Source organism: Streptococcus mitis B6 (assembly GCF_000027165.1).
GTDB lineage: Bacteria > Bacillota > Bacilli > Lactobacillales > Streptococcaceae > Streptococcus > Streptococcus mitis_AR.
Genome location: NC_013853.1, coordinates 1,698,119 through 1,721,811 on the forward strand (window position 1 = coordinate 1,698,119; position 23,693 = coordinate 1,721,811).

General features: G+C 37.4%; 14 protein-coding genes. All 14 read right to left on the bottom strand.

What is annotated here, in order from left to right; translation table 11 throughout:
* Positions 1-2: 2 nt before the first annotated feature.
* Positions 3-2,375 (bottom strand): accessory Sec system translocase SecA2, encoded by a 2,373-nt coding sequence (gene secA2 / locus SMI_RS08355; RefSeq protein ID WP_000489793.1) that lies wholly within the window; start codon positions 2,373-2,375, stop codon positions 3-5.
* Complete coding sequence (gene asp3 / locus SMI_RS08360) at positions 2,368-2,808, bottom strand: accessory Sec system protein Asp3 (protein WP_000587537.1); 441 nt, start codon at positions 2,806-2,808, stop codon at positions 2,368-2,370. Before asp3 ends, secA2 begins: the two co-directional genes overlap by 8 nt.
* Positions 2,805-4,340 (bottom strand): accessory Sec system protein Asp2, encoded by a 1,536-nt coding sequence (asp2, locus tag SMI_RS08365; RefSeq protein WP_000032127.1) that lies wholly within the window; start codon positions 4,338-4,340, stop codon positions 2,805-2,807. Before asp2 ends, asp3 begins: the two co-directional genes overlap by 4 nt.
* Positions 4,324-5,904: an accessory Sec system protein Asp1 gene (gene asp1 / locus SMI_RS08370; RefSeq protein ID WP_000291166.1), complete on the bottom strand. Its 1,581-nt coding sequence runs from the start codon at positions 5,902-5,904 to the stop codon at positions 4,324-4,326. Before asp1 ends, asp2 begins: the two co-directional genes overlap by 17 nt.
* A gap of 9 nt (positions 5,905-5,913) precedes the next feature.
* Positions 5,914-7,131, bottom strand: a complete 1,218-nt coding sequence (secY2, locus tag SMI_RS08375; protein WP_000161877.1) for an accessory Sec system protein translocase subunit SecY2 — start codon at positions 7,129-7,131, stop codon at positions 5,914-5,916.
* A gap of 56 nt (positions 7,132-7,187) precedes the next feature.
* Positions 7,188-8,090: a glycosyltransferase family 2 protein gene (locus SMI_RS08380; protein ID WP_001292317.1), complete on the bottom strand. Its 903-nt coding sequence runs from the start codon at positions 8,088-8,090 to the stop codon at positions 7,188-7,190.
* On the bottom strand, positions 8,090-9,286 hold the full coding sequence (locus tag SMI_RS08385) for a glycosyltransferase family 8 protein (protein ID WP_001232160.1): 1,197 nt from the start codon (positions 9,284-9,286) through the stop codon (positions 8,090-8,092). Before SMI_RS08385 ends, SMI_RS08380 begins: the two co-directional genes overlap by 1 nt.
* A gap of 8 nt (positions 9,287-9,294) precedes the next feature.
* Entirely contained in the window at positions 9,295-10,515 is a 1,221-nt protein-coding gene (locus SMI_RS08390) for a glycosyltransferase (RefSeq protein WP_000528551.1), read from the bottom strand.
* A gap of 96 nt (positions 10,516-10,611) precedes the next feature.
* The gene (locus SMI_RS08395; protein ID WP_000444659.1) at positions 10,612-11,484 is read right to left on the bottom strand and encodes a glycosyltransferase family 2 protein; all 873 of its coding nucleotides are present in this window, start codon (positions 11,482-11,484) and stop codon (positions 10,612-10,614) included.
* Positions 11,485-11,715: 231 nt separating this feature from the next.
* Positions 11,716-14,160, bottom strand: coding sequence for an SP_1767 family glycosyltransferase (locus tag SMI_RS08400; protein ID WP_001044147.1), 2,445 nt, complete (start codon positions 14,158-14,160; stop codon positions 11,716-11,718).
* Between the two features lie 9 nt (positions 14,161-14,169).
* Positions 14,170-15,180 (bottom strand): sugar transferase, encoded by a 1,011-nt coding sequence (locus SMI_RS08405; RefSeq protein ID WP_012972583.1) that lies wholly within the window; start codon positions 15,178-15,180, stop codon positions 14,170-14,172.
* Positions 15,181-15,280: 100 nt separating this feature from the next.
* The gene (locus SMI_RS08410; protein ID WP_000739295.1) at positions 15,281-16,159 is read right to left on the bottom strand and encodes an acyltransferase; all 879 of its coding nucleotides are present in this window, start codon (positions 16,157-16,159) and stop codon (positions 15,281-15,283) included.
* The gene (locus SMI_RS08415; protein ID WP_000998260.1) at positions 16,156-18,240 is read right to left on the bottom strand and encodes a glycosyltransferase; all 2,085 of its coding nucleotides are present in this window, start codon (positions 18,238-18,240) and stop codon (positions 16,156-16,158) included. Before SMI_RS08415 ends, SMI_RS08410 begins: the two co-directional genes overlap by 4 nt.
* Before the next feature lie 149 nt (positions 18,241-18,389).
* Complete coding sequence (locus tag SMI_RS11050; protein ID WP_012972584.1) at positions 18,390-23,165, bottom strand: accessory Sec-dependent serine-rich glycoprotein adhesin; 4,776 nt, start codon at positions 23,163-23,165, stop codon at positions 18,390-18,392.
* Positions 23,166-23,693: the final 528 nt, after the last annotated feature.

A 23,693-nucleotide genomic window follows, 5' to 3' on the forward strand; every position in this document is an offset into this window, starting at 1 on the left:
TCTTATGGAAAATGAGTCACGATTTCACCTTTTTGAGTGACCTCAACCAGCCCCATCAAGAGATTCCGTACCATATCCGCACGAATTTGCTCTTTCATCGTTTCAAAACCTGCATAGGCTTCTTGATAATATTCTACAATTGGGTTTTTCTGTGCAGCAGATTGACCACCGATAGCCATAGATAACTGTTGGAGGTAGTCTACTTGTTCCACCCAGTTATCATCGATAGCCTTAAGTAGAGAGAGTCGTAAATACTGTTCATACAAGTCATGTTGTTCCAGTAATTCCTTCTTTTCAGAGAGTTCTCTATTCACAACTTGTCGAATAAAGGAGCGGACTTGTTTCTGATTAGATAAGTCTAGATTATCTGGAATTTCCTTTACATGGAAACTGATATTGGTAACAATAAAGTGAAACAACAATTCACGACTGGCATAGTGTTCAGCCGCTACCTTTTCTGTATATCTCTCAATGATATCCACAACTACATCCTCTAAGTCACGAGAACCATCAATTAAACGATTGCGTTCCTTGTAAACCATATCGCGTTGGATATTCATACTCTCAGCATACTCTAAGGTCTGACGACGGGCAGTGCGACCTGCGCTGTCACTAGCATGTTGAGCCCTTTCAACCAGGTTACGATACTTACGACCTTTGAGAATTTCTGGTTGCGTCATATCTTGAACTTGATAATCTTTATACTTCTTGTGAACCCAAGATGGACCAAATTTCTTAATAACATCATCTTCTAGAGACACAAAAAACTTACTCATGCCTGGATCACCCTGACGGCCAGAACGTCCACGGATTTGAAGGTCAATCCGTTGACTTTCCATCCGCTCCGTACCAATGACAATCAAGCCACCAAGCTCTGCAACACCCTTACCAAGTTTGATATCCGTCCCACGTCCGGCCATAGAAGTTGCAACTGTTACGGCCCCCATCTGACCTGATTCAGCGATAATTTGGGCCTCACGCGCAGCATTATTAGCATTGAGAACATTGTGGGCAATCCCTTCACGGAGCAATAGAGATGAATAAAGTTGAGACATTTCAACTGATCCAACAAAAACGAGTAAGGGATTTCCCTTAGCATGATACTCTTTGATGTATTCTAAAGACGCATACACTTTCTCTGGTAAAGTCACATAGAGATTATCGGGATAGTCAATCCGTTGCTTAGGACGATTGGTTGGAATCCGAATAACAGCCATATTATAAGTCTCAAGAAATTCTTTTTCTGCTACCTTTCCTGTCCCCGTCATCCCAGATACTTTTTTAAACATCTTAAAGAGACTCTGATAGGTGATGGAGGCCATGGCCCTCGTTTCAGGAGACAACTTCACGTGTTCCTTGGCTTCAATGGCCTGATGGAGACCTCCCTGCAGTTTGGTCATTTCCATTAAACGACCAGTCCCTTTATCCACCAATACCATCTCATTTCCACGAATGATATAGTCCTTATCTTTAGTAAAGAGCTTATGAGCTCGAATTGCATAGACTAAGTGACGAGCAAAGGACGCATGTTCTTCCTCATATAAGTTGTCAATTCCTAGGAAACTTTCAGCAGACTTGGCCCCCTTAGTAGTAAGCCAGACCTCCTCCTTCTCCTCTTTGAAAATATAATCTTCTCCCTCGACCAGCGTTGTCACCAGTGTATCAATAATTGCATAGTAATTCGACTGAACACGGGGAGAACCCGCAATAATCAAAGGAGTTTGTGCACTATCAAGTAAGATATCATCAATTTCATCAATAATGACATAGTTAAAAGGTCGCAAAAACTTACCTTCTTTATTCGAAGCCAAATTATCATTTAGGTAATCAAAACCTAAATTACTTTTGGTTGTGTAAATGATATCCGAAGCATAGATCAGTTTCTTTTCTTCTGCTTTCATTTCCTTCTTTGGATCCCCTGTAAATGGGACCCCAATAGTCAAGCCTAGGAAACGATAAACTTGGCCCATTTCCTCTGCATCCCGCTTTGATAAATACTCATTAGGCGTAACAACCATCACACCTTGACCTGAAAGAGCGTTCAAATAGACCGGCATGGTGGCTGTTAGGGTTTTCCCTTCCCCTGTGTTCATCTCAGCAACATTTCCGTAGTGCATGACAATAGCTCCCATGACCTGAACATCATAGGGGAACATCCCTAAAATCCGCTTGTCTGCTTCACGCACCACTGCAAAAGCTTCTACTAAAAGGTCATCTAGACTTTCTCCCTTGGAAAGACGCTGACGAAACTCCACTGTTTTAGCGACCAATTCTTGATCCGAAAGAGAGGACATCTTGCCTTTTAAGCTATTGATCCTCTTTAAAATCTTTTTCACTTTCCTAAGCTGGAAATCTTGACCTAAACGTCTAAACACTTCTAATCTCCTTGATAGAAAAATGATAAAAAGTTAAGGATTCAAAACCAGCACTTAAAAGAGAAACTTGATAAGTATAACTATCTTCTGGATAAGTAAATATGAAATCTTTCACTTTTTCTACCTTTTCTTCTAAAATATCACCATAGCGGTCAAAAAAAGTTATCTTGGTATAAACCCCATTTTCAGGCTGACAATCAAAAACCAGTGATAGTTGATATTCCTGATTTCTTTTTAGTAGGGGAAGCTGGGGCTGAGTCCGTGCAGCCTGATAATTGACACTAGAAAACCAAGTCTTAAGAATTTCACCAGATGGCAATAGAGGATTATACAGACGGACACTTTTGTCAGGGTAATAAGATACAGTTGATCCGTACATATAAGTCCCACCAACTTCTCCCCAATGAATGGACTGTCTCTGTGTGATAATCATTCTTTCTCCCTTCCAAAACCACTTGCTAGTACCATCCGATAAAAGTGGATAAACCAAGCAACATTGGTATCTGTATCATCATTGTGTCGTCCAGCAGTTCCTTTAGACAAAATCTTTGCACCTGTATTACACAAATAAGTAACTAGTTTCTCATAAGCCTGAGGATCCATTTCTTCATCCTTCATATAGGACAAACCAAAGGTTGTCTTTGAAAAATTTGCTTGTTTAAAGATTTTCCAAAAACGCTGGTCCAGCTCTGTCATATCTTGCCAACTTGTCCCACCTGTATGGTGAATTAAACAATCAAAAGCTAAGTTAGAGACACCTGGTGCGTCCAAACGTCCACGGCTAGCTATGGTTCCTAAGTTTGCCAAGGGCTTCCCAACTATGATAGCATGAGGTTCAAAAGAAGCACCATAATAAAGAGCCGGAAACGTTCCCATAGAAAGGCCTGATAAAATCAAATCCTTACGATCAAAACCTAAATAATCAAGATAGTGAGCAATCGTCTCTTTGACCTTTCCCTCTAGCTCATCGGTTCCTAGATAAAAAGCTCCCCCTTCTAAACGTGGATCAGAAAATAAAATAAAGGGACATCCTAGGTTTTTCATCATAAAATAACCCTCGAATCCTTCTGCGGGTCGATAACCTGCAAAATAGACAGCCAAAGGTGGTTTAAAATTACCTGGATGGAAGAAATAGTTTATTTCATCTCGCTTGGAATCATGTAGGATATTTCCACCAAGTACAAACTTACCAAATTGTTTTCGACTCCAACGTTGGTGAAGATTACCCAGTTTGATAGTTCCATGGCCTCTTGCTTCTACAGATATTGCGAGATAGCAATCTCCCTCTTTATTTTCCATAATGAGTGCATTCTCTAGGTCATTTTCGGTCACTATTGTCTCTTCAAAAACATCATCAACAGAACCACTCCATATTTTACGAATGACCAATCGTAACTCACAATTACCTTGTTTTTCATACTCAAGCCACAGCTCAATAGGAAGATTTTTACTAACCATAATGTTATAGGACCAATAAGCTAATTGAGAAAAAGTATCACCAAATTCCCCTTCCAAACTAACATAATCCAATCCCTGATAAGAAATAGCTCCTGTAAAATTTGGATTCACTTGTATCGTCGAAGGAAAGAGTTTATCCCCATATCCCCCACCAAAGAGAGAGGTTGATAAATCATTGATTAATTGTTGGGGACTTGAAAAATCAATTGCTTGTGCACATCGTTTTTTTAGAAAATTCACAACCTCTCTATCATTTATTTGTAGATTCTGGTTATAGAACAAAGTATAAGGTTCAAAATATTTTACAAAGGAAAATAAGTCTTTGGCATATTGACCATCTTCTATTAAAACTGCATGAAAACGGCTAATATCCTCTTTGTCAATTATTTCACGAAGGGCTTTTGATGAGTTTGGGTAAAAATGATACCAACTCATATTTTCAGGTATGTCATAGTGATTTCCCCAATTGGCAAGTCCTATCTGTAAAATATTAAGTTCCTTTGACATTTTTAACCTCCTCTATCCATTTCTCTAATTTCCCAAGAAATTGTTGTCCAGTGTGCTCCTTAATCTTATCAATCGAATAAATTAAAGCTTCATTCCATTCTTTTAATCTATCTGTATAATAATGTGCAGCCGTTGAAAACTCTGTCACATCTGAAAGTAAATAGCCATTTTTCAAATGTTCTACATAAACAGTTTCAACCCGATTAATCTGAGGAATTCCCGCACTAATACCCGCTATTTGAGTATAGAGATGAGGTTGTTTATTAAGATCCACAATCAAACGAACAAACTCTAATGTCTTAATCAAATCCAACTCATCATTCAAGTTGACAAACTGTAAGCGTAAGTCTTGGTGTTGATTTTCTTCCAGAGGATTTTCTGCATCACCATAATCAATTGCCTTTCCCAGATTTTCGGATTGAATGTTTTCTTGGATGAAAGACTCAACAATCCTTTCAACCTCATTCATTTGCTCCTGACTAGCAGCAAAGGCTCCAAAAATCACCTCAGTATCCTTATTTTCAGAGACAAAGGACAAGACTTGAAGTAGAGCTTGATTATCAATCCCCTGTTCAAAATCCAGTTGATAATATATGATGGATTCTTTCTTAGTTTGGCTTCGTCCCAATCGTAATCGGGTGTCAAAAGATGATAAATGATAAAATTGATGCATTCGTTCAGGATACAACTCCTGCAACAATCGTAAACTATCCTCTCTATCCACCAAAATCAAATCAGATTTTTCAAAAGTTAAATCTAAATTCCTAAAGGTATCTTGAGGATTACGCCCAATAAAAAGACTCAACAGTTTCGGATTTTCTCTAGGTAAACGGTCTAAGACCAGCTGATCATGATGAGGATGAGAAGGAAGCATAAAAATATCCTGATCCTTCACATAATTTTGCAGATAATTCTCAAAAAATTCTGCCACCAAGTCTCCCATATTTTGATAGATAAACGCTTTAAAACGATAACCAAAAATTGGGTTGATTTCTACTCGTCCACCTTCTTTTAAATGCTCTCTAAACTGCCACACTCCCTTGGAATTCAGATATTCTTGATAGGCCGCTTGCCCATCTTCAAAAAAGATAACACTCGATACAAATCCACGGTCATCCATGATATAGTGCATATGTACTTGACCGTTCGGATCAAAATACTGTATATCACTGATGAAGCCTTCAACCCCATGTTCAACCTTAGCAAATTTCTTCCCATTTTTTTGAACGATAATCGTAAAGGGACTATAAATAAATTCACAGTCATTATCCCACTCAATATCTCGAATGCTTAAAACTTGGGTATGGGGATTCTGAAAATCTTGCATAACATCAAAAATAGAATATGTTTCTGTTTCCAAAACCCCATGCCTATGTAAAAAATAACGCAAATGAGGCTGGTAAGCTAATACTAATAGACGAGAATCTATATCTTGCTCTTGAAAAATCCGAATCTGATGAAAAGTATCATCAAATTCAAAACGAAAATGAGAAAAATACCATGGAGTGATATTGGTATGCCATGTTCTTTCTGAACCATACCAAGCTGGAATAAAATAATACATAAAATTCTCCTAAATCAAAGGTTTATAGGTTTCATTTAACCGTAAAGCCTTGACCTCATCTCGAATCGTAAAAATCATGCCCCCAAACATCATAAATAATCCTGGAATCATTGCTAATCGTAATAACTTTTCATCAAACAAAACAAAAAGCATGGGACCACCTGCCATGATCACATTAAAGAGACCACCTATGACTGAGAAACGAAGGACCAAGCCATTAATAAATCTACTAGTGTCCTCTCCTGGATAAATTCCATAAATGTATTCTCCAGATTTTTTCATGCGGTCTGCAATCTCTTCTCCATTCATAGTAACAAATGCAAAAATAATACTAAATAAAAATAAGACCGAAATATAAACATAGACCCACAAAGGCTTCCCAACCATAAATTCCTTTGATAAAGCCGCTAGCCCTGCATGATTAGGGAAAATAAATCCCAACAAGATGAACAGATAAGCTGGTACACTCAGGAAGCTCATCACATACATATAAGGCATCCCACCTGCAGGATTCAACATGATTTCGAGATAAGAATAGCGTTTAAAACGATTGTGTAAGCCAATTTTATTAACAGGAACCAAATAGCGAGCTCGATACATAATGGCAAGTAAATAAGAAAAGACAAGGGTTAATAAAGCAAGTAACACAATAATCCCTGTTGGAATATGAACCGTCTGAAATGTTTCAATAACATCCTGAGGGATATTTAAAACAATACTGGATAGGAGGATGACAATAGAACCCCCAATCCCCATACTAGCATTTAAATCTGATAACCAAACAAGAAAAAATGTTCCTGCTATCAGCAACAAGGTATTCATTAGAACAACCAAAATTGCCGAGTAGGAGGATTGCACTGGCAAGCTCAAGCTAACTGCCAAGGATTGAATAACAGCAATTAGCAAGGTCAGATACATTTTTCGACGATCTTGAATTTCAATCGCTGTAGAACTTAGCCCCAATTTTTTAGAATATGAAAACATCTGCCACAAGATCATAGCTGACATCCAAGGGGATAATCCAACAGAAAAAATTGACAAACTTCTTAGATTTCCACCTGTTAGGGCGGCTGAGAAGGCTAGATAGGCTGTTGAACCTCCTAAAAAATCTTTACTATTTAAGTCAACAAAAGGGAGAGTAATACGACTTCCCAATACATAGATAAACAGTAGAAATAAGGTATACAGTCCTTTTTTTACCGCTATTGACGAATAAATCTTAGTCACAAAATACTCCCCTTACCTTCATTGTTTGTGATCTGGTAAACAACAAACTTTTTATTTTAACTTTTACTATTTCTTTGTTCTGCTTCAAAAAAGAGCTTCAATCTGAAACAAATATCTTTATATTCCTCAGTATCTGTTAATTGATGGAATTCTAAAGTTTGCTTGTAATCCCTTAAAAGATTGACAAATCGAATACGCAAAACGGATACATCCAAACCAGCCAAGACACAATCTGATATTTTCTTAGAAAACACTTCAACAATATCTCTTGCCCAAGAAAGATCAAATTCCGTTCTCATGATACTTCCTGAACGTCTTCTATACAGATAGAGATTATCGTTTATAAAGACGATTTTAGACGCTAAAAGATAAAAGCGATGCATGGTTGCTTCATCATCGAAGCGGCGACCATTTGAAAAGTGAACTTCATTAAATAATTCTTTTTTAATCAACTTAAATGTCGGCAATATAAAGGCTGAACTATTGAATTTCCAATCTCCTGCTTGACGGTTCATAATTTCTTGCCTAGATAGTTCTTCGACACAAAAATCTTGCCCCGTTACATAAAAATAAAAATTCCCATCACTTTCGTCATAATTATAGTAATTTCCTATAACAATATCTGCATTCTTTTCTTGAACTTGTTGATAAAGAGTTTCAATCATATTTTCTTTTACAATATCATCCGAATCAACAATCGTAATATATTGGCCTCTAGCTTCACGCAGACCTAGATTTTTAGCTTGTGCTGCTCCCTGATTTTCTTGATGAAACACTCTGACACGCTCATCTTGCATCATAAAAGCATCACAAATTTCCCCAGAATTATCCGTCGAACCATCATCAACTAAAATAATTTCTATATTTTGATAGGTTTGCTTTAGAATATGCTCGACACACTCCACTAAATATTTCTCTGTATTGTATATTGGTACCACAACACTAATTAATTCGCTCATTATTCTATCTCTATATTCTTCATTTTATTCACTAAATCATCCGGTCTCTCTACAGAAAAAATGCCTTCATAGATTCCATCTTCCATACTTTTACGTGTTATATCAAAAGCCAAGATTTTCTTACCTCTCTCTTTTGCTCTCGTAACTACATCTAGGACTTCCCCACCCATATTAATATCCAAGTATATACTAGAATCATCTAGTAACCAATCGATTCTCTGGTGAAGAATAGATTGATATAAAGTCACGTTAGAATAGACAGACAATTTAGTTAAATCTTTATTACAATAAACGGGGGCTGCAACATGAAAATGCCAATCAGGTAATTGTTGTAATAAATACTCTAAATGTTTTACATCTGCACTCCAAGTTACAACCATAGCCTGTTTTTGCGATTGATTACTTCGTTCAAAGTAATTCAAACTAGAACGCTTAAAAGCGATCTCTGACCAATCTAAATCTCTATAAGTCCACCATAATTCACGCAGTCTAGATATACTATACGTATTCCAAGGTTTATCATGACTAGCAAAGTGAACAATGACAGGTGGATTATTATCTAGCCGTTCACATTCCTGATCCAGACGAAAAGTATCAGCACCAACCATATAATTATATGTTTTATCTAATGCTAGCCAATTATCCTCAAAGTAAATATTTAAAATACTCTGATCCCCAAGATGAACAGCTTGATTCTGCTCTGCCGCTAATTCCAATAAACTATTAACAATAGAATCTTCTTCCCATTTTGCAACATCCATTAGCAAAACACCAGCATTAAAACCAGATTTTCGTCCCTCGTAGGCATAAACATCATCAACAGCTCCAATAGAATATTCTTTAAGATCCATCTCAAACAGAGTAGATAGATCACCAGTTACAATAATATCAGAATCCAGATATAAGACCTTTTCAGATTCAACCACTGCTGTCGCAAAAAAGCGAAAATAAGTAGCATAATTAATATGAGGTCCCGTTTTATAACCTTCAAAAAGTTCTTTATCAATGTATACACTGCGAATTGTAGAATTCACAACTTCCATTTTTCTCCCCAATAATTTGAACCATTCAGGAGCTATGTCACTATTTAGAATATAAAAATCAACATCCCTATTGTGATACAATACAGACTTTATAGTCGTCTCTAAAGGAATAAGATAAGCATTATCAGCTACCAATACTATTGATTTTCTCATACTATTCTCTACCTCATGTAAGATCTGATTGCGTCTACCATTTTTTCCGGAATGGAACTTGGATAGATACCTTCATATGAAATCTCAGAAAGATTTTCAGAGCAAGTATTATCGAAAGCTATCATTGGTTTTTTGTGCTTAAGCACAAACTCATATGCATCTTCTAATTTTCTATCATGATTCAAATCCAAATACAAATCTGAAGCTATTAATATTTGTTCCAATAACATTGGTAAGGAATTTGGATATACGGTCACATTAGGAAAACGCGTTAAAGCTAATAGTTCATTTGCCATATTTGTGTAAGCAACAATATGAAAATGAACATCTGGCAATTGCTCCGCCAAGTAATCTATTTTCTCGACACACCAAGAATTCGTTAAATTCACACATTGCAACTTAAATTGTTGTGATTTACTAGGATACTTCACACCCTTTGAAGACCATTCATTTAAAATCACAGACCAATCCATTAAAGAGTATTTCCACCAAATTTCTCTTAGACGTCCAACAGAAAATTGATTCCATGGTTTATCCTGAGAAATATAGTGTAAAATTAGCGGTAATGGATTTAATGGAATATCAAAAATAAATTGATGTTTAAAGGCAGCTGCTCCATAATCAAAACCTATTTGAAAATTATATTTATCTTCAAGCAAGTTATATTGTTCTTTAAACAACATATTTAAAATTGATTGGTCCCCCTCCTTAACATTCTCATGTTCTTTTTCTGTTAATTCAATTAATTTTTGTCGAATAGTTTCAGAGCGCCATTTTTTGTTGTTAATCAACAAAACCCCAGCATTGAAGCCAACTCCAGCTCCAAAGCAAGAACGTGCTGCTGCCAGATAATTTTCACCTAAATCTAATTCAAACAAATCGGTCAAATCACCAGTCACAATCAAATCACTATCTAGATAGAGAACTTTATCTTCTGTTGCAAAATCTGGAATAAAATAGCGTGCAAAGGTCATATGATTGATATGAGGTAATTTATTAGACCAGTTCATTGTATACTGCGAGCCAATCAACTTGCAATCGATCAAGTCCCCACCCATTTCTTGTAAATATATTCTTATTTGACTAAACCATTCCTGGGGAATGTCCTGATTTAGCACATAAATTTTCAAATGACTATTGTGTCTACAGATTGATTTCAAAGCTGTTTCGATTTGGCGAATATAAGCGTAATCACCTGCAAATACTACTGCACGTTTGGTATTTCCCATTTTAAATCCTTATCATTTATTCTAACTAACACTATTTATTGTCCTACATAAATTAAAGCATATAGATTTTATTTGATCAACTTTAAAGCTGTTCACTTACTCATCAAGTAAATATAATGTTTCCTTAATCCATTTCATCGTATCTGTTTCTGATAGATTTTTTTCTTCAAGTTCTTTTTTTCTAAATTTTAACAGAGATACAAAACTATCTACGTATCGACCAACATCTATATTTCGAGCTAAAAGAAGAGCTATAAAATTTTTACGCTGCTGTAAATCACACCTGATCTTGAGTAAACTAAAATGTCTCGTCGGGCCTTCAGCTATTCGATAAACATAACTATCTCTATTGATATAGACAGATTTGGGTGAAATAAGATAGATTTTAAACCAAAACTCCATATCCTCACCCAATATTGTCAAAGTATTAAAACGAATATCTCCTAGAATATCTCGTCTTACTAACTTTCCACTTACAAAACGATAAGAATGATCGAATGAATCTAAATCAATTAATTCATTTATTAACTCTAGGTAATTAAAAACTCGTTTTTCATAGCCTCTTTGAAAAGAATGAACATACCAAGTGTTATCTTCCATAGAAAATCTTTTATATGTTGAAATTGAAACTGACGCAGATTCGGATACTAGAGCAGAATATAGAACTTCTAAATAATCTTCCTCAACCCAGTCATCTGAATCAACAAACGTTAAATAATCACCTCTTGAGTATTCAATCCCTAAATTACGAGCAGAGGAAACTCCGCCATTTTCTTTCCTGTAGTAATGAAAACGGGAGTCACTTTCTGTATATTCCTGACAAATTCTTCCTGAATTATCTGTAGAACCATCATCAATCATAAGCACTTCAAAATTTGTATAAGTCTGTTTAACAAGACTTTCCAAGCAAACTCCAATATAACTTTCAGTATTATAAACTGGAATAATAACACTAATCAAAGATTCCATACATTTCACCTACAATCTTAAAATTATAGAATAAATCTTTATTTATCTAGCAATATAGTTGTCGGGCAGTCTCTATGTAAATCTTGAAAATTTTCCATCAAATTCCTGTTCATAATAGACTCATTTTTATTAAAAAATATCTATTCTTTTAGAGAAATACCCTCATTAATTTTCTTTATTTTTCTAAAAATGTTCCATCAAAATTGAGAACTTATTAATCATACTTATAAGTTATTCTAAAATCCTTGCAACAATCTGATTGTTATAGGTTTCATCCTCAATAAATTCAATATCTTGGTCGAAATTATGTTCAGCTGTATGTTTATGAGAAAATTTAACCTTAGTTTTAGCTCCCATTTTCATCCACTCATACTCTGAGTCAATATGGCCTACATCCAAAACTTGATAGCCCATCTGACATAGATTATAACTCAGAACCTTGGCTGTTGGTCCCAACATACATAAAATGAGTCTTCCATTAGCATGTTTAATAATTTTCTCTTGAATCTTATCGACAATAGAATAAGCATTATGAGATGGACAAATAATCCGCTTCACAGATTTGGCCTTATCGAATAAATCATTTCCTACCCCTGAACGAGATGTAATTCCTTCTACAATAAGAATGTCTCGATTCTCCCATATGCTCTTTAACTTTTCAAATTGACCTTTTGCTTTGCTTTTATCTTCATAATCAATGTATGGACGTGAGATAAAGGTAGAGCCGTACCATGAACCTTTACACAACTCTTTATAAAAATCCATATAAACATTCATATGTTCTTTCCAGAATGGTGTAGCCCACCAAGTAAAGACAAAACGATCTTCAAAAGCGTCAGGTAAACAAACCACTAGTTTTTCATTACTCTGCAACCCTACAATATGCTTTAATTGATTAGCCAATTCAACATCATGATTTTGATAAGGTATCGGCCAGCCCCACATCAAATTGACTTCTCCATCTCCAAAGCGAACTAATGAAGACTTATTTTTGATAACATAATCCAGAGTTTGATCAATTCCTATAACTTTAATTGGCTTTTCTGGCTCTCCCAAAGTCTCACCTTTTATCAATGATTGAAGTGCCTGAAGGAGCCTTTCTGGATGCTCACTTGAATATAAATGCTGGCCATGATTCCCATTTTGTGAAGTATAAAATGCAAGCATTGGTTTATTTAATAATGATATCTCCTTGACAACCTCACTAGTAGAATTGTGGAGGTTAATATCCAAATAAACATCCATTTGAGATTTGAGTTGTTCAAATTGATCTCTTTTCACTTCAGGATATAGCTTAACATTTTTATATTTTTTCGCTAATTCATGTAAGAGTGGTCCCATTACCGTCCAAGCCGCTATATGGAAGGTTACCATAGGAAAATTCTCTACTAGATAATCTATTTTTTCCAATTCTTGAGAATTTGTTAAAGTTAAGCAATGGAAATCACTACCTTCATAACAACTTAGAAATTTTCCATCTCTACGATAATCTTTAATTGCTCGAACCATGACTGAAACTTCATTCTTTTTAAATACTAGCTGACCAGCATTCCCATGGTCAATAGTATCAAATGATAGAATTGGCTTTTCTAAGAGTTTCATATCCTCTAAGATAGTACCTGCTACATGACTATAGTTAATATCCAGATATAAATCTGCACTGCTCTTCAACTTATCTAATACAGGTGGAACAATCTGTGGATGCAATCTCACATTATCATATATCGCTAATCTTTTTAGCTTATCTCCCATATCCGTCCAAGCAGCGATATGAAATACCACATCTGGAAGAGCTGTAACTAACTCCTCTATTCCTTCTAAATCTTGGGAATTCGTTAAGGTTAAGCAAGAAAATTCCTTATCTAGAGGCGATATTAGCTCAAACTCTCCTACATGGTGTTGTAGAATCTGACTCCACTCCAAATCATGGTATTCCCACCATAAATCACGATAACGATTGGCTATCAAGGTGGTCCATGGCTTTCTGTAGGTCGTAAAATGAATTACTACTGGTTTGTCATGAAAAGCTAGATGTTCCTGCCAATTATTATAGAGAGCCACCACATCATGCCCTACTTGTAGATTGTAAGCTCTATCTAGCTCTAACCAATTATCTTGCAAGACCTGATTGAAAATCGTTTGATCACCATTAAAATGTTCAAAACGACCTTCTTCAACTTCCTTTGTTGTTAGGATAGACTGTTCAATTAGACGATCTTTTAGCTTCTCTTGGCGCCATTTTTTATTGTTAATGAGTAAAACACCAGTATTAAAACCTTGACCATTTACGTTTCTAATCGCTGCGATAGAATGTTCTTGTACACCCTGCTCAAATAGACTGTCTAATTTATCATTAATAAGTAAATCACAATCCAAATACAACACAGTATCTTCTTGTATATAGTCTGGAATAAAGTACCTAGCATAGGCAATACTGCTAATATGAGCTTGCTTGATCCAATCCTGAAAAATAGCCTTTTCTGGCAACTTCACATCAATAATCTCACTCCCTAGCATGCGAGCTATTTTTCGTGGCTTACGGAACCAATCTGGCATGATATCTTGATTTAAAATGTAAATCTTAGCATCTCTATTGTGATATAGGATAGATTTTATGGTTGTTTCTAACTGCGTGGTGTAATTACGATCACCAGCTAATACAATTGTTTTGTTCATTTCATTTCCTTAATTAATTCCCAAGTGATAGATTGCATCTACCAGTAGCTTTTTAGTGAAATAACCCTCTTTTAGCAGATAGCTAAAGCTCTTGATACGATTCGTTATTTCTTGATATTCTTCGACATTCATTTTATCAACTATCTCATGAGCTTCTTCCAGACTATTCACCACAAAGCCTAAACCTTGATCGACTATAAATTTAGCAGTTGACAAGCTACTTGGCACAATGACTGGTATGCCAGCTGTCAGATAGGTACTTACCTTATGAGATATATTTAAAGTATAGTATTGATTACTTTCTCCATCGTTTTGATGAGTTCCCCAGACAAGACCAAAGCCACCTTTTGATAATTCTAGTAACAGTTCCTCATCTTTTTTCCATCCCTCAATACTCAGATTTCTAGCATTAGAACTAGCTTCTCCTTTATTTGAAAATACTCTCAAAAGCGTATCTTGGCACCAATTTTGCAAGTCTGGGAAACGCTCTAAACTGCCAGCAAAAAAGAGTTCTTTTTTAAAAGTCGGAGTGTATAAGGATAAATCATGAGGATGATCCCACATCCCTTGAATGAGAATCTTCTTGGTTGTCAAGCCTTCTTCCATCAGGCGTTTTTTCATCTGCTCAGATGGAACAATCAAAACATCCGATAGGTTATACATGTACATATACTCTTTCATGAGATAATAGTTACTATCAAACATGAGAGGAACGACATCATGGATAAAGCAAATAATTTTCACCTGCATATCCTTCAGCTTATCAAACAAGACTCGATCAAACTCAAAGCCATTCCAAGTTGGAGACTGAAAAACTAATATATCTCCAATTGAAATACTGGCCATAATGCCATCCAGACGCTTATTCATTTCAGAAGGACTGTCTGAAGCAATATTATAAAAATAGATACCGACTTCTCTAAATCCCAGTTGGCTGGCAATCTTTTGAACAGCATTCTGAGCTAAGATAACCGTACTATCACCAGCCATGCCGTATAAATTCGTTAAATGTAATTTCATATTTCTTGTTTCTATAAAAATTAATTCCAGTAAGTCGTTCCTTCATCTTAAGTTAATGACACTATTTGGATCCTACTTCCTGCAACTGCTAAATTAAAATTTATCTTCGACTTTCTATTTTTACATGCCCATCATTATAAACCACACTGTTTGCCGGAATATCATTGCGTATGAGACAACCTGCTCCGATAATGGTATTATCGCCAATTGTCACTCCTTTTAAAATCGTGACATTACTTCCTATCCAGCAATCTCTTCCAACTCTAATCGGAGCTGTGGTCCACTGCCACTTTTCAATTTTTTCAGCAGTATAGACATGGTCATGATCATAAAAACGAACACCCTCCCCCATCATGGTACCTGAACCAATTTCAATTCTTTCCATACAGTTAAAACTACAGGAGTTATTGACAAAGACACCATCATGCAGTATTAACTTACCAGAAGAAACATGAAAATTTTCAAAATTTCTGCAGATGACATTGGCTCCTACAACCAAGTTTGCCTTATCATTGATTTGAAATACATTCCAAGTCCCATCTTGGATGATTTTTTCTTGATGATTGGTGCCGAATCTGACTTCATTCAGATAGTCTCTCACTCTAGAAACCAATTTATCTGGTGTACTTGACAGAAAAACTTCTTGTCCTTGATTTCCATGGACTGTATTGTCAAAAGCAAAGATAGGTTTCCCAATCTGAACAAACCTTGATACAATAGCATCTACTTCTTGAAAGTGATTGATATCTAATAGAAAGTCACACGTATCTAGTAGGAAATTTAGCTGTTCTTCATTTGTAGTCGTTAGGAGACGGACATTATAGTTCGTTTCTAAGCTACGAATTTTCTCGGAAAATTGGACAGGTGCTGCAATATGAAAACAGATGTTTGGCAAGTTTTCAAGGAGATAATATAATTGTTCAATTTGATCACTAACAGTTAAGATTAGTGCATCACCTACTAAATGATTTTTCTTCATTTGCTTATTTCTCTTAATTTTTCAATCATTGCTTGAACTTGGTCAACAGCATATACCTCCTGACCTACTTCGTAGGATTTGGTGTTTTCAAAAGATAAAATAGGTTTCCCAAGTCTTGCAAATTGGTTGAGAATTTCCTCTGTCTTTTCACCATGATTAATATCTAAAAGTACTTTACTGGTTTCTACCAATTCATTATCTACATCAAGTAAATAATGGATGCCATTAAAAATAGTCACATTTGGATGAACCGTCATTTGAGACAATCGGTCGCTGACCATGACTCTAGCTGCGATTTTAAATTGAATCTCTGGTAAAGACTGAACCAATGTTTCAATTTGTTCAATATGGTCTGAAGCTGTATAGATGAGACAAGTGAACGGTTCCTTTATAGGATAAAGGTGAGATTTTTGTAATGGATGTAAATGATGATTTTGTCCCAATTCTGTCCATTCAAGTCCATGATAATACCACCAGACATCACGATAGGTTTGAGCTGCCAAATCTTTCCACGGTTTCCGATGAGAAAGATAATGAATAATAGCAGGATAATCCTGACCTACAGGCAACTGATAATCAGTGAACTGCTTATGAATGACAATATGATTATAATCAAAATCCAATTCCAGCCATTTATGTTCAAAAAGCATATTCAAGATGCTCTGATCAGCCTGTTCCACCTTATCATGCCACTCATTTGTCAAATCTATCAAGCGTTGGGACATGTTTTCTTGTTTCCACAAAATATTATTGATCAAGAGAACCCCAGCATTAAAAATTTCCTGACCGAAATAGGCTCTTCCCCCGAAATCTCTAACAGCAGCCAAAGGATAATCTTGTAAATCAGTAGCAAACAAGTCGTCCAGATTTTTCGTTACAAGTAAATCACAGTCCAAGTAGAGGGCCTTGTCTTCTTGCACGAAATCAGCTACGAAATAGCGTAAAAATACTGTATAACTGATATCTGTCTTATACCTTGAAATCTGCTCAGAAGTTACCCGACAATTAATAATTTCTGAATCAAACTTTTCTAAACGCTTATTTAATTGTTTGATCCATTCATTAGGAAAATCGCTATTAATGAGATAAAAACGCATGAAGCGATTGTGGTAACAAATAGATTTGATAGTAGTCAAAACTTGATCTACATAGGCGTAATTCGCCGCTAGGACAATGGCTTTCTTTTGTGTATTCTTAGTTTTTTCAAGTTTGTCTAGTAGATATTTTTTTGTCTCAAATTCTTTATAGGTAGGAGTTTCTTCTAAGCCACTGACCTTCCCATTAGAAAGACTTCCTTCTAACATCTGACGATAAATAGCTAAATGTTTTTCTAAAGGATATCCTAGACTAGATAATAGAGTGATACGTTCAGACATGGCATCAACCAAGGCATGCATCCACTTTTCTGTCCAAGTCCTAGATAAACTATTATTTCTGATGCGATAAGAATAGATTCCTTTATGGATATAAACAATTTTTTCTGCCAACAAATAAATCTTTTGATTGAGGTAACCGTCCTCTCCTAATTTACCCATGTCGAAGCGTAACTGCTCGAACAATCCTGCCTTATAAAGTTTACCCCAAGCAGATATCAAAGAAAAATTCTTCATTTCTTGGGATTCATACAAGTTCTCAAAGATAGAAACATTGTCATATACTTTTTCATAATAGGAGTCCCCTAATATATGAAAGTAAAACATTCCTTCGCTTTCGTTGAAAGAATAGTAATTACCAACTGCAATATCAGCCTGATACTCTACTATTTTTTTGTATAGAGTTTCTACATAATCTAACTCAATCCAATCATCCGAGTCAACAAAAGTCACATAATCTCCGGACATATTTTCCAGACCAGTATTTCGTGCAGCAGAAAGACCAGCATTTTCTTGTTCTATATAGATAATTCGGTGATCTATTTCTACAAATTCTTTACAAATCTCACCTGAAGTATCAGTAGAACCATCATTTACGACAATTATCTCGATATTTTTATATGTTTGAGCAATAATACTATCTAGGCATTTTCTTAGATAGTTTTCTACATTGTATACCGGTACAATGACCGTTATTTTATCATTCACTAGCGATTTTCTCCTTATATTTATTATACAATTTTTTAGTCAAAATTTCAGCTATATAATAGTAAAAACCCCTTGAAAATTCTACTTTTCCAAGGGGTTTCTATGATTTATGTGCGCGAGTTAGTTTAACCTAAATCTATTGGATATCCTTACTCTTCTTCATCCCGCTTACGACGTTTCGCAACCAATCCAATACCTGTAACAGCTGCTAGAGCTCCAAGTAACACAGATCCAGTTGATGACTTAGTACCTGTATTTGGTAATTCTTTTTGTGATTTACCTGATGATTCAGATCTATTTCCAACTTGTGAGTTCGAATGGTTTACTGAATTTGAAGAGTTGGTGCTTGCTGAGGCCGATGTGCTTGCTGAGGCTGAAGCACTTGTTGAGGCTGACTCAGATGCCGATGTACTTGCTGAGGCTGAAGCACTTGTTGAGGCTGATTCAGAGGCCGATGTGCTTGCTGATTCGCTTGCGCTTGTTGATGCTGATTCAGATGCTGATGTGCTTGCTGAAGCTGAAGCAGACGTTGACGCTGATTCAGAGGCCGATGTGCTTGCTGAGGCTGAAGCAGACGTTGAGGCTGATTCAGATGCGCTTGTGCTTGCTGAGGCTGAAGCACTTGTTGAGGCTGATTCAGAGGCCGATGTGCTTGCTGATGCTGAAGCACTTGTTGAGGCTGACTCAGATGCGCTTGTGCTTGCTGAAGCTGAAGCACTTGTTGACGCTGATTCAGAGGCCGATGTACTTGCTGAGGCTGACGCACTTGTTGATGCGGACTCTGATGCGCTTGTGCTTGCTGAAGCTGAAGCAGACGTTGACGCTGATTCAGATGCCGATGTGCTTGCTGAGGCTGACGCACTTGTTGAGGCGGACTCAGATGCTGATGTGCTTGCTGAGGCTGAAGCACTTGTTGAGGCTGACTCTGATGCGCTTGTGCTTGCTGAGGCTGAAGCACTTGTTGAGGCTGACTCAGATGCGCTTGTGCTTGCTGATGCTGAAGCACTTGTTGAGGCTGACTCAGAAGCTGATGTGCTTGCTGAGGCTGAAGCACTTGTTGATGCGGATTTAGACGCACTCGTTGAGGCACTTTGACTTGCACTTGTTGACGCGGACTTAGACGCGCTCGTTGAGGCGCTTTGACTTGCACTTGTTGACGCGGACTTAGACGCACTCGTTGAGGCACTTTGGCTTGCGCTTGTTGACGCGGACTTAGACGCGCTCGTTGAAGCACTTTGGCTTGCGCTTGTTGACGCAGACTTAGACGCGCTCGTTGAAGCACTTTGGCTTGCGCTTGTTGATGCGGATTTAGACGCGCTCGTTGAAGCACTTTGGCTCGCACTTGTCGATGCGGACTTAGACGCACTCGTTGAGGCACTTTGACTTGCACTTGTTGATGCGGATTTAGACGCACTCGTTGAGGCACTTTGGCTTGCGCTTGTCGATGCGGACTTAGATGCACTTGTTGAAGCACTTTGACTCGCACTTGTCGATGCGGATTGACTTGCCTTAGTAGACGCGGACTTAGACGCACTTGTTGAAGCACTTTGGCTCGCACTTGTCGATGCGGATTTAGACGCACTCGTTGAGGCACTTTGGCTTGCGCTTGTCGATGCGGACTTAGACGCGCTTGTTGAAGCACTTTGGCTTGCGCTTGTCGATGCGGACTTAGACGCGCTTGTTGAAGCACTTTGGCTTGCGCTTGTTGACGCGGACTTAGACGCGCTCGTTGAAGCACTTTGGCTTGCGCTTGTTGACGCGGACTTAGACGCGCTCGTTGAAGCACTTTGGCTTGCGCTTGTTGACGCAGACTTAGACGCGCTCGTTGAAGCACTTTGGCTTGCGCTTGTTGATGCGGATTTAGACGCGCTCGTTGAAGCACTTTGGCTCGCACTTGTCGATGCGGACTTAGACGCACTTGTTGAAGCACTTTGGCTCGCGCTGGTCGATGCAGATTTAGATGCACTTACTGAGGTACTCTTGCTCGCACTGGTCGATGCGGACTTAGACGCACTCGTTGAGGCACTGATTGAAGAACTTTTACTTAGACTAGTAGAAGCACTTCTACTCTTATAATCACTATCAGACACTTTTATAGTTACCGTATCTGTAGTCCTATCTTTATACGTAATAGTGACTGTACCATTGTCGCTAACAGTGAAGGATTCAATGCGCTTTTCCTTCTTATTGTTTAGTTTTTCAACAGCAGCCAATATACGATCTTTTTCTTGAGAGTTCAATCGAGAGATATTTTCTACTTGGAAAGTTTCAGAAGGCCCTACACCATCCATAATATCCGCCAATTTGCCTTGTTTAATAAAGAAGTTTCCTGTACTGTTATCTCCCGGAATCGTAACGTTCCCTGCTTTATCTGTTGCTACTGCATTACGGCGCCATTCATTTTTAGGAGCATAAGTCAAATCATCTTTCATATGCCCAGTTGCAGTTATGACTGCCGGATTAGACTCAGTCGCAACGAGATTCCCATTTGGATCTGATAGAGAAGTAGCTGTCCCGGTCCCATAATTTTTATCTCCAAAGATGTTTTGAGCCATTTCTGACGCTGGTCTATTACCATCAGCCTGTGCTACAAGTTTAAACTCACTCAGTTTTCCCTTATTATCTACGGCTTTCATTTCAAAACCGATATCATCACCTGCATAATAATAGTAATATTTATCTCCTGCTATACCTCCTGTTTCTGCAGCTAGAGGTTTACCATTACGGGTCGCAGTAACGGTTATTACTGGAGGTATTTTTTCCTTCTCTAAAGAAGCATTGATGACACTTGTAGAACCGTCACGATAAGTAACCGTGATGGTACCATCTGTTGCAACATCAATTTTAGATTTAGTACCAGGGTAAGACAGCGTAAAGCTACCATCTGGATTGGTCGTTTGACTTGCTTCAGCAATATTTGGAGCAAGATCTCCATTTTTTGATAAATCAGTTAAATTCGATTGTTTTCCAACAAAATTATTATAAACTTCCTTAACTTCATCTGGTGTCAAATGGTCCAAATCAGAAACCTGAACAGTATTACCACTTTGGATATCATGACGTTCGTTGAAACCTTTGATATAGTAGCCTACATTAGCAGAAGCTTGGGCACCAGAATAATTAGTTCCTACAAAACGATAAACATATGTTTTTCCAACTTCAGCTGAAGCATTGTTTCCACCAACCGTTCCCTCCAATCGAGCAGTTACAGCTGGTCTGTTTAATTTTTCATTATTGTTAGGACCTAGATAACTCACCCCAGGAATTACATCACGATTCTCGATGTTCATATACTTAACGCGGCCTGAATTAGTATTTACTCCTTCTAAACCTACCTTATCCCCAATGACATCACCATTAAAAACTTCTTTATAGGCAGTAACATTAAAACGGAATGTTGAGTTGGTATTCGTATTGGTAGTTTGTTGTCTATATCCAGTTGGAACACTTGCCGATTGAACTGCCGAACCATTCCCTGGAGTATTTTCATAAATAGGAGCAGAACTTACTTGAACCTGCATATTGGCAGTCGCAGTCGGAACATTATTATCGTATTTAACCCTTACTACAACTTGTCCCTCTAAGTTCCTGTTTTGGCCATGACGATAACTAAAACCTGCCTCTGAACCATGTGCATATGTTTTTTCCATTGAACTACCGTTAAAGGTCGCACTTTGGACATGTCCACCTTTACCGACTTCGATTTTTACACCGACATGACTCAAAGCACTATCAGCATGGACATTCATAGTGTAAGTAGCGATACCAGTAGCCTTATCAAAAGTAGCAGTTGGACTACTTACATTCATACGGCCATCGCCCTGCTGAGGAGCCCAACTTGCTCGAAGAGAAGCATCGCGCAACATCGGTTTCCCATTTCGTGCATCACGCGCACCTGAATGGGCTCTCAAAACAGCATTGGCAATGGAATTACGAGCTACGGTTGCTTTTTGCACCACTGCTGTTAAATCACTAGTCGGGTCAGCCAAGGCTTTTTCAATTTCAGTTACCGCAGAGTTGACCTTAGTGATAGCTGAGTCAGTATTTGGTAAGCCAACAGCTTTAGCTAGGTACTCACCCATCTCAGCTGAAAGTTTTGTCAACTTCTTACGATTTTCGTCCTGTTGCTTAGCTGAAACTTCCGCTGTTGCGATAGCGCCAGCAGTAACTCCTACAATACTAGTCGTGGTAGAAGTTGATTGAGCAGCACTCGCACTAACCTTCCCATCAATTTCAGTTGCCTTTAGTAGAGCAGAATCAATTTTAAGGCCAGTTGATTCTTTTGATACAGAAGCATCTCGGTCAGTTGCTGTCGCAGAAGTGTTCTGTTCACCCGATAGACTAGCCACCAACGAGAAACTACCCGGCTCACCTGTTGATTGACTAATACTAGTAGAGTTGCTGACAGATGCACTTGTAGAAGCACTATTAGAAGTACTTGCTGAGACACTTGCAGAAGTACTCATCGAAGCACTGGCTGACGAACTCTTAGATACAGATTCTGACATCGAAGTGCTTTCGCTCAAAGAAGTAGACAAGCTAGCAGAATTCTCTGAATTACTTACTGATGTCGTACCCAAAACTACTGTATCATTTGTGACCAAAAGATCGGGGTTTTCTAGTGTTTTTTCCACAGCTACTGCTTCATTTGCAAACACTTTTGTTTGAGTAGCCACAGCACCCCCTAAAACAGCCCCTGTGGCGGCAAGTCCCTTGATAATATCCAGACCTGTAATAGACGGATTCACTTTATCCTCTACTACTTCAGTCGCAACTTGAGATGTATCTACACCACCACGCAAGACCTTGAACAAACCAAAAAGAGAGGTTGAAGCTCGCAACCAATGTTTTCCTGATTTTATTAACTTATACCGTGTCACTCGATCGGTTTCTCTATACTCACCTTTTTGACGTCTAAAAAACATGATTTATCCTTTCGTCACATTCTTAAAGTGGACAATCCACCCAATTTTAATTATACTTTTACAGTATACTCCAAGTGCAAACGACAGTCAAGGAATTTGATACATTTTTATATCACATTGCTACTCAAATATTTTGAAATATAAAAACTTGACTATTCCTGTTTCATTGATAATTCATAATGTAATGCAAAAATATTATCTAAGTAGGTCTTGTGACAATAGATTTTCATAAGAAATTACTTCGAATCAACTCGATTCTCCTCTATAACTCCTATCAAAAATGCCCACGATTAGGTTATAATCATAGGCATTCTATTGATGTTTTTTCTAGTTATCTAGTCTATTTTTCAATTTATTCAGTTAGTGAGGCAGTTAGCTAGACCGCTCACTACCCGTTACGACGGAAAAATACACGAATCGATAATATTCGTAAAACTTTACTAGTGGAGCGCCTAGCCAAGTTCCATAGAAACTTGGCGTTAGTTACTTAGATTGTTACACAATCAAATACATTTACTGAACTACGAC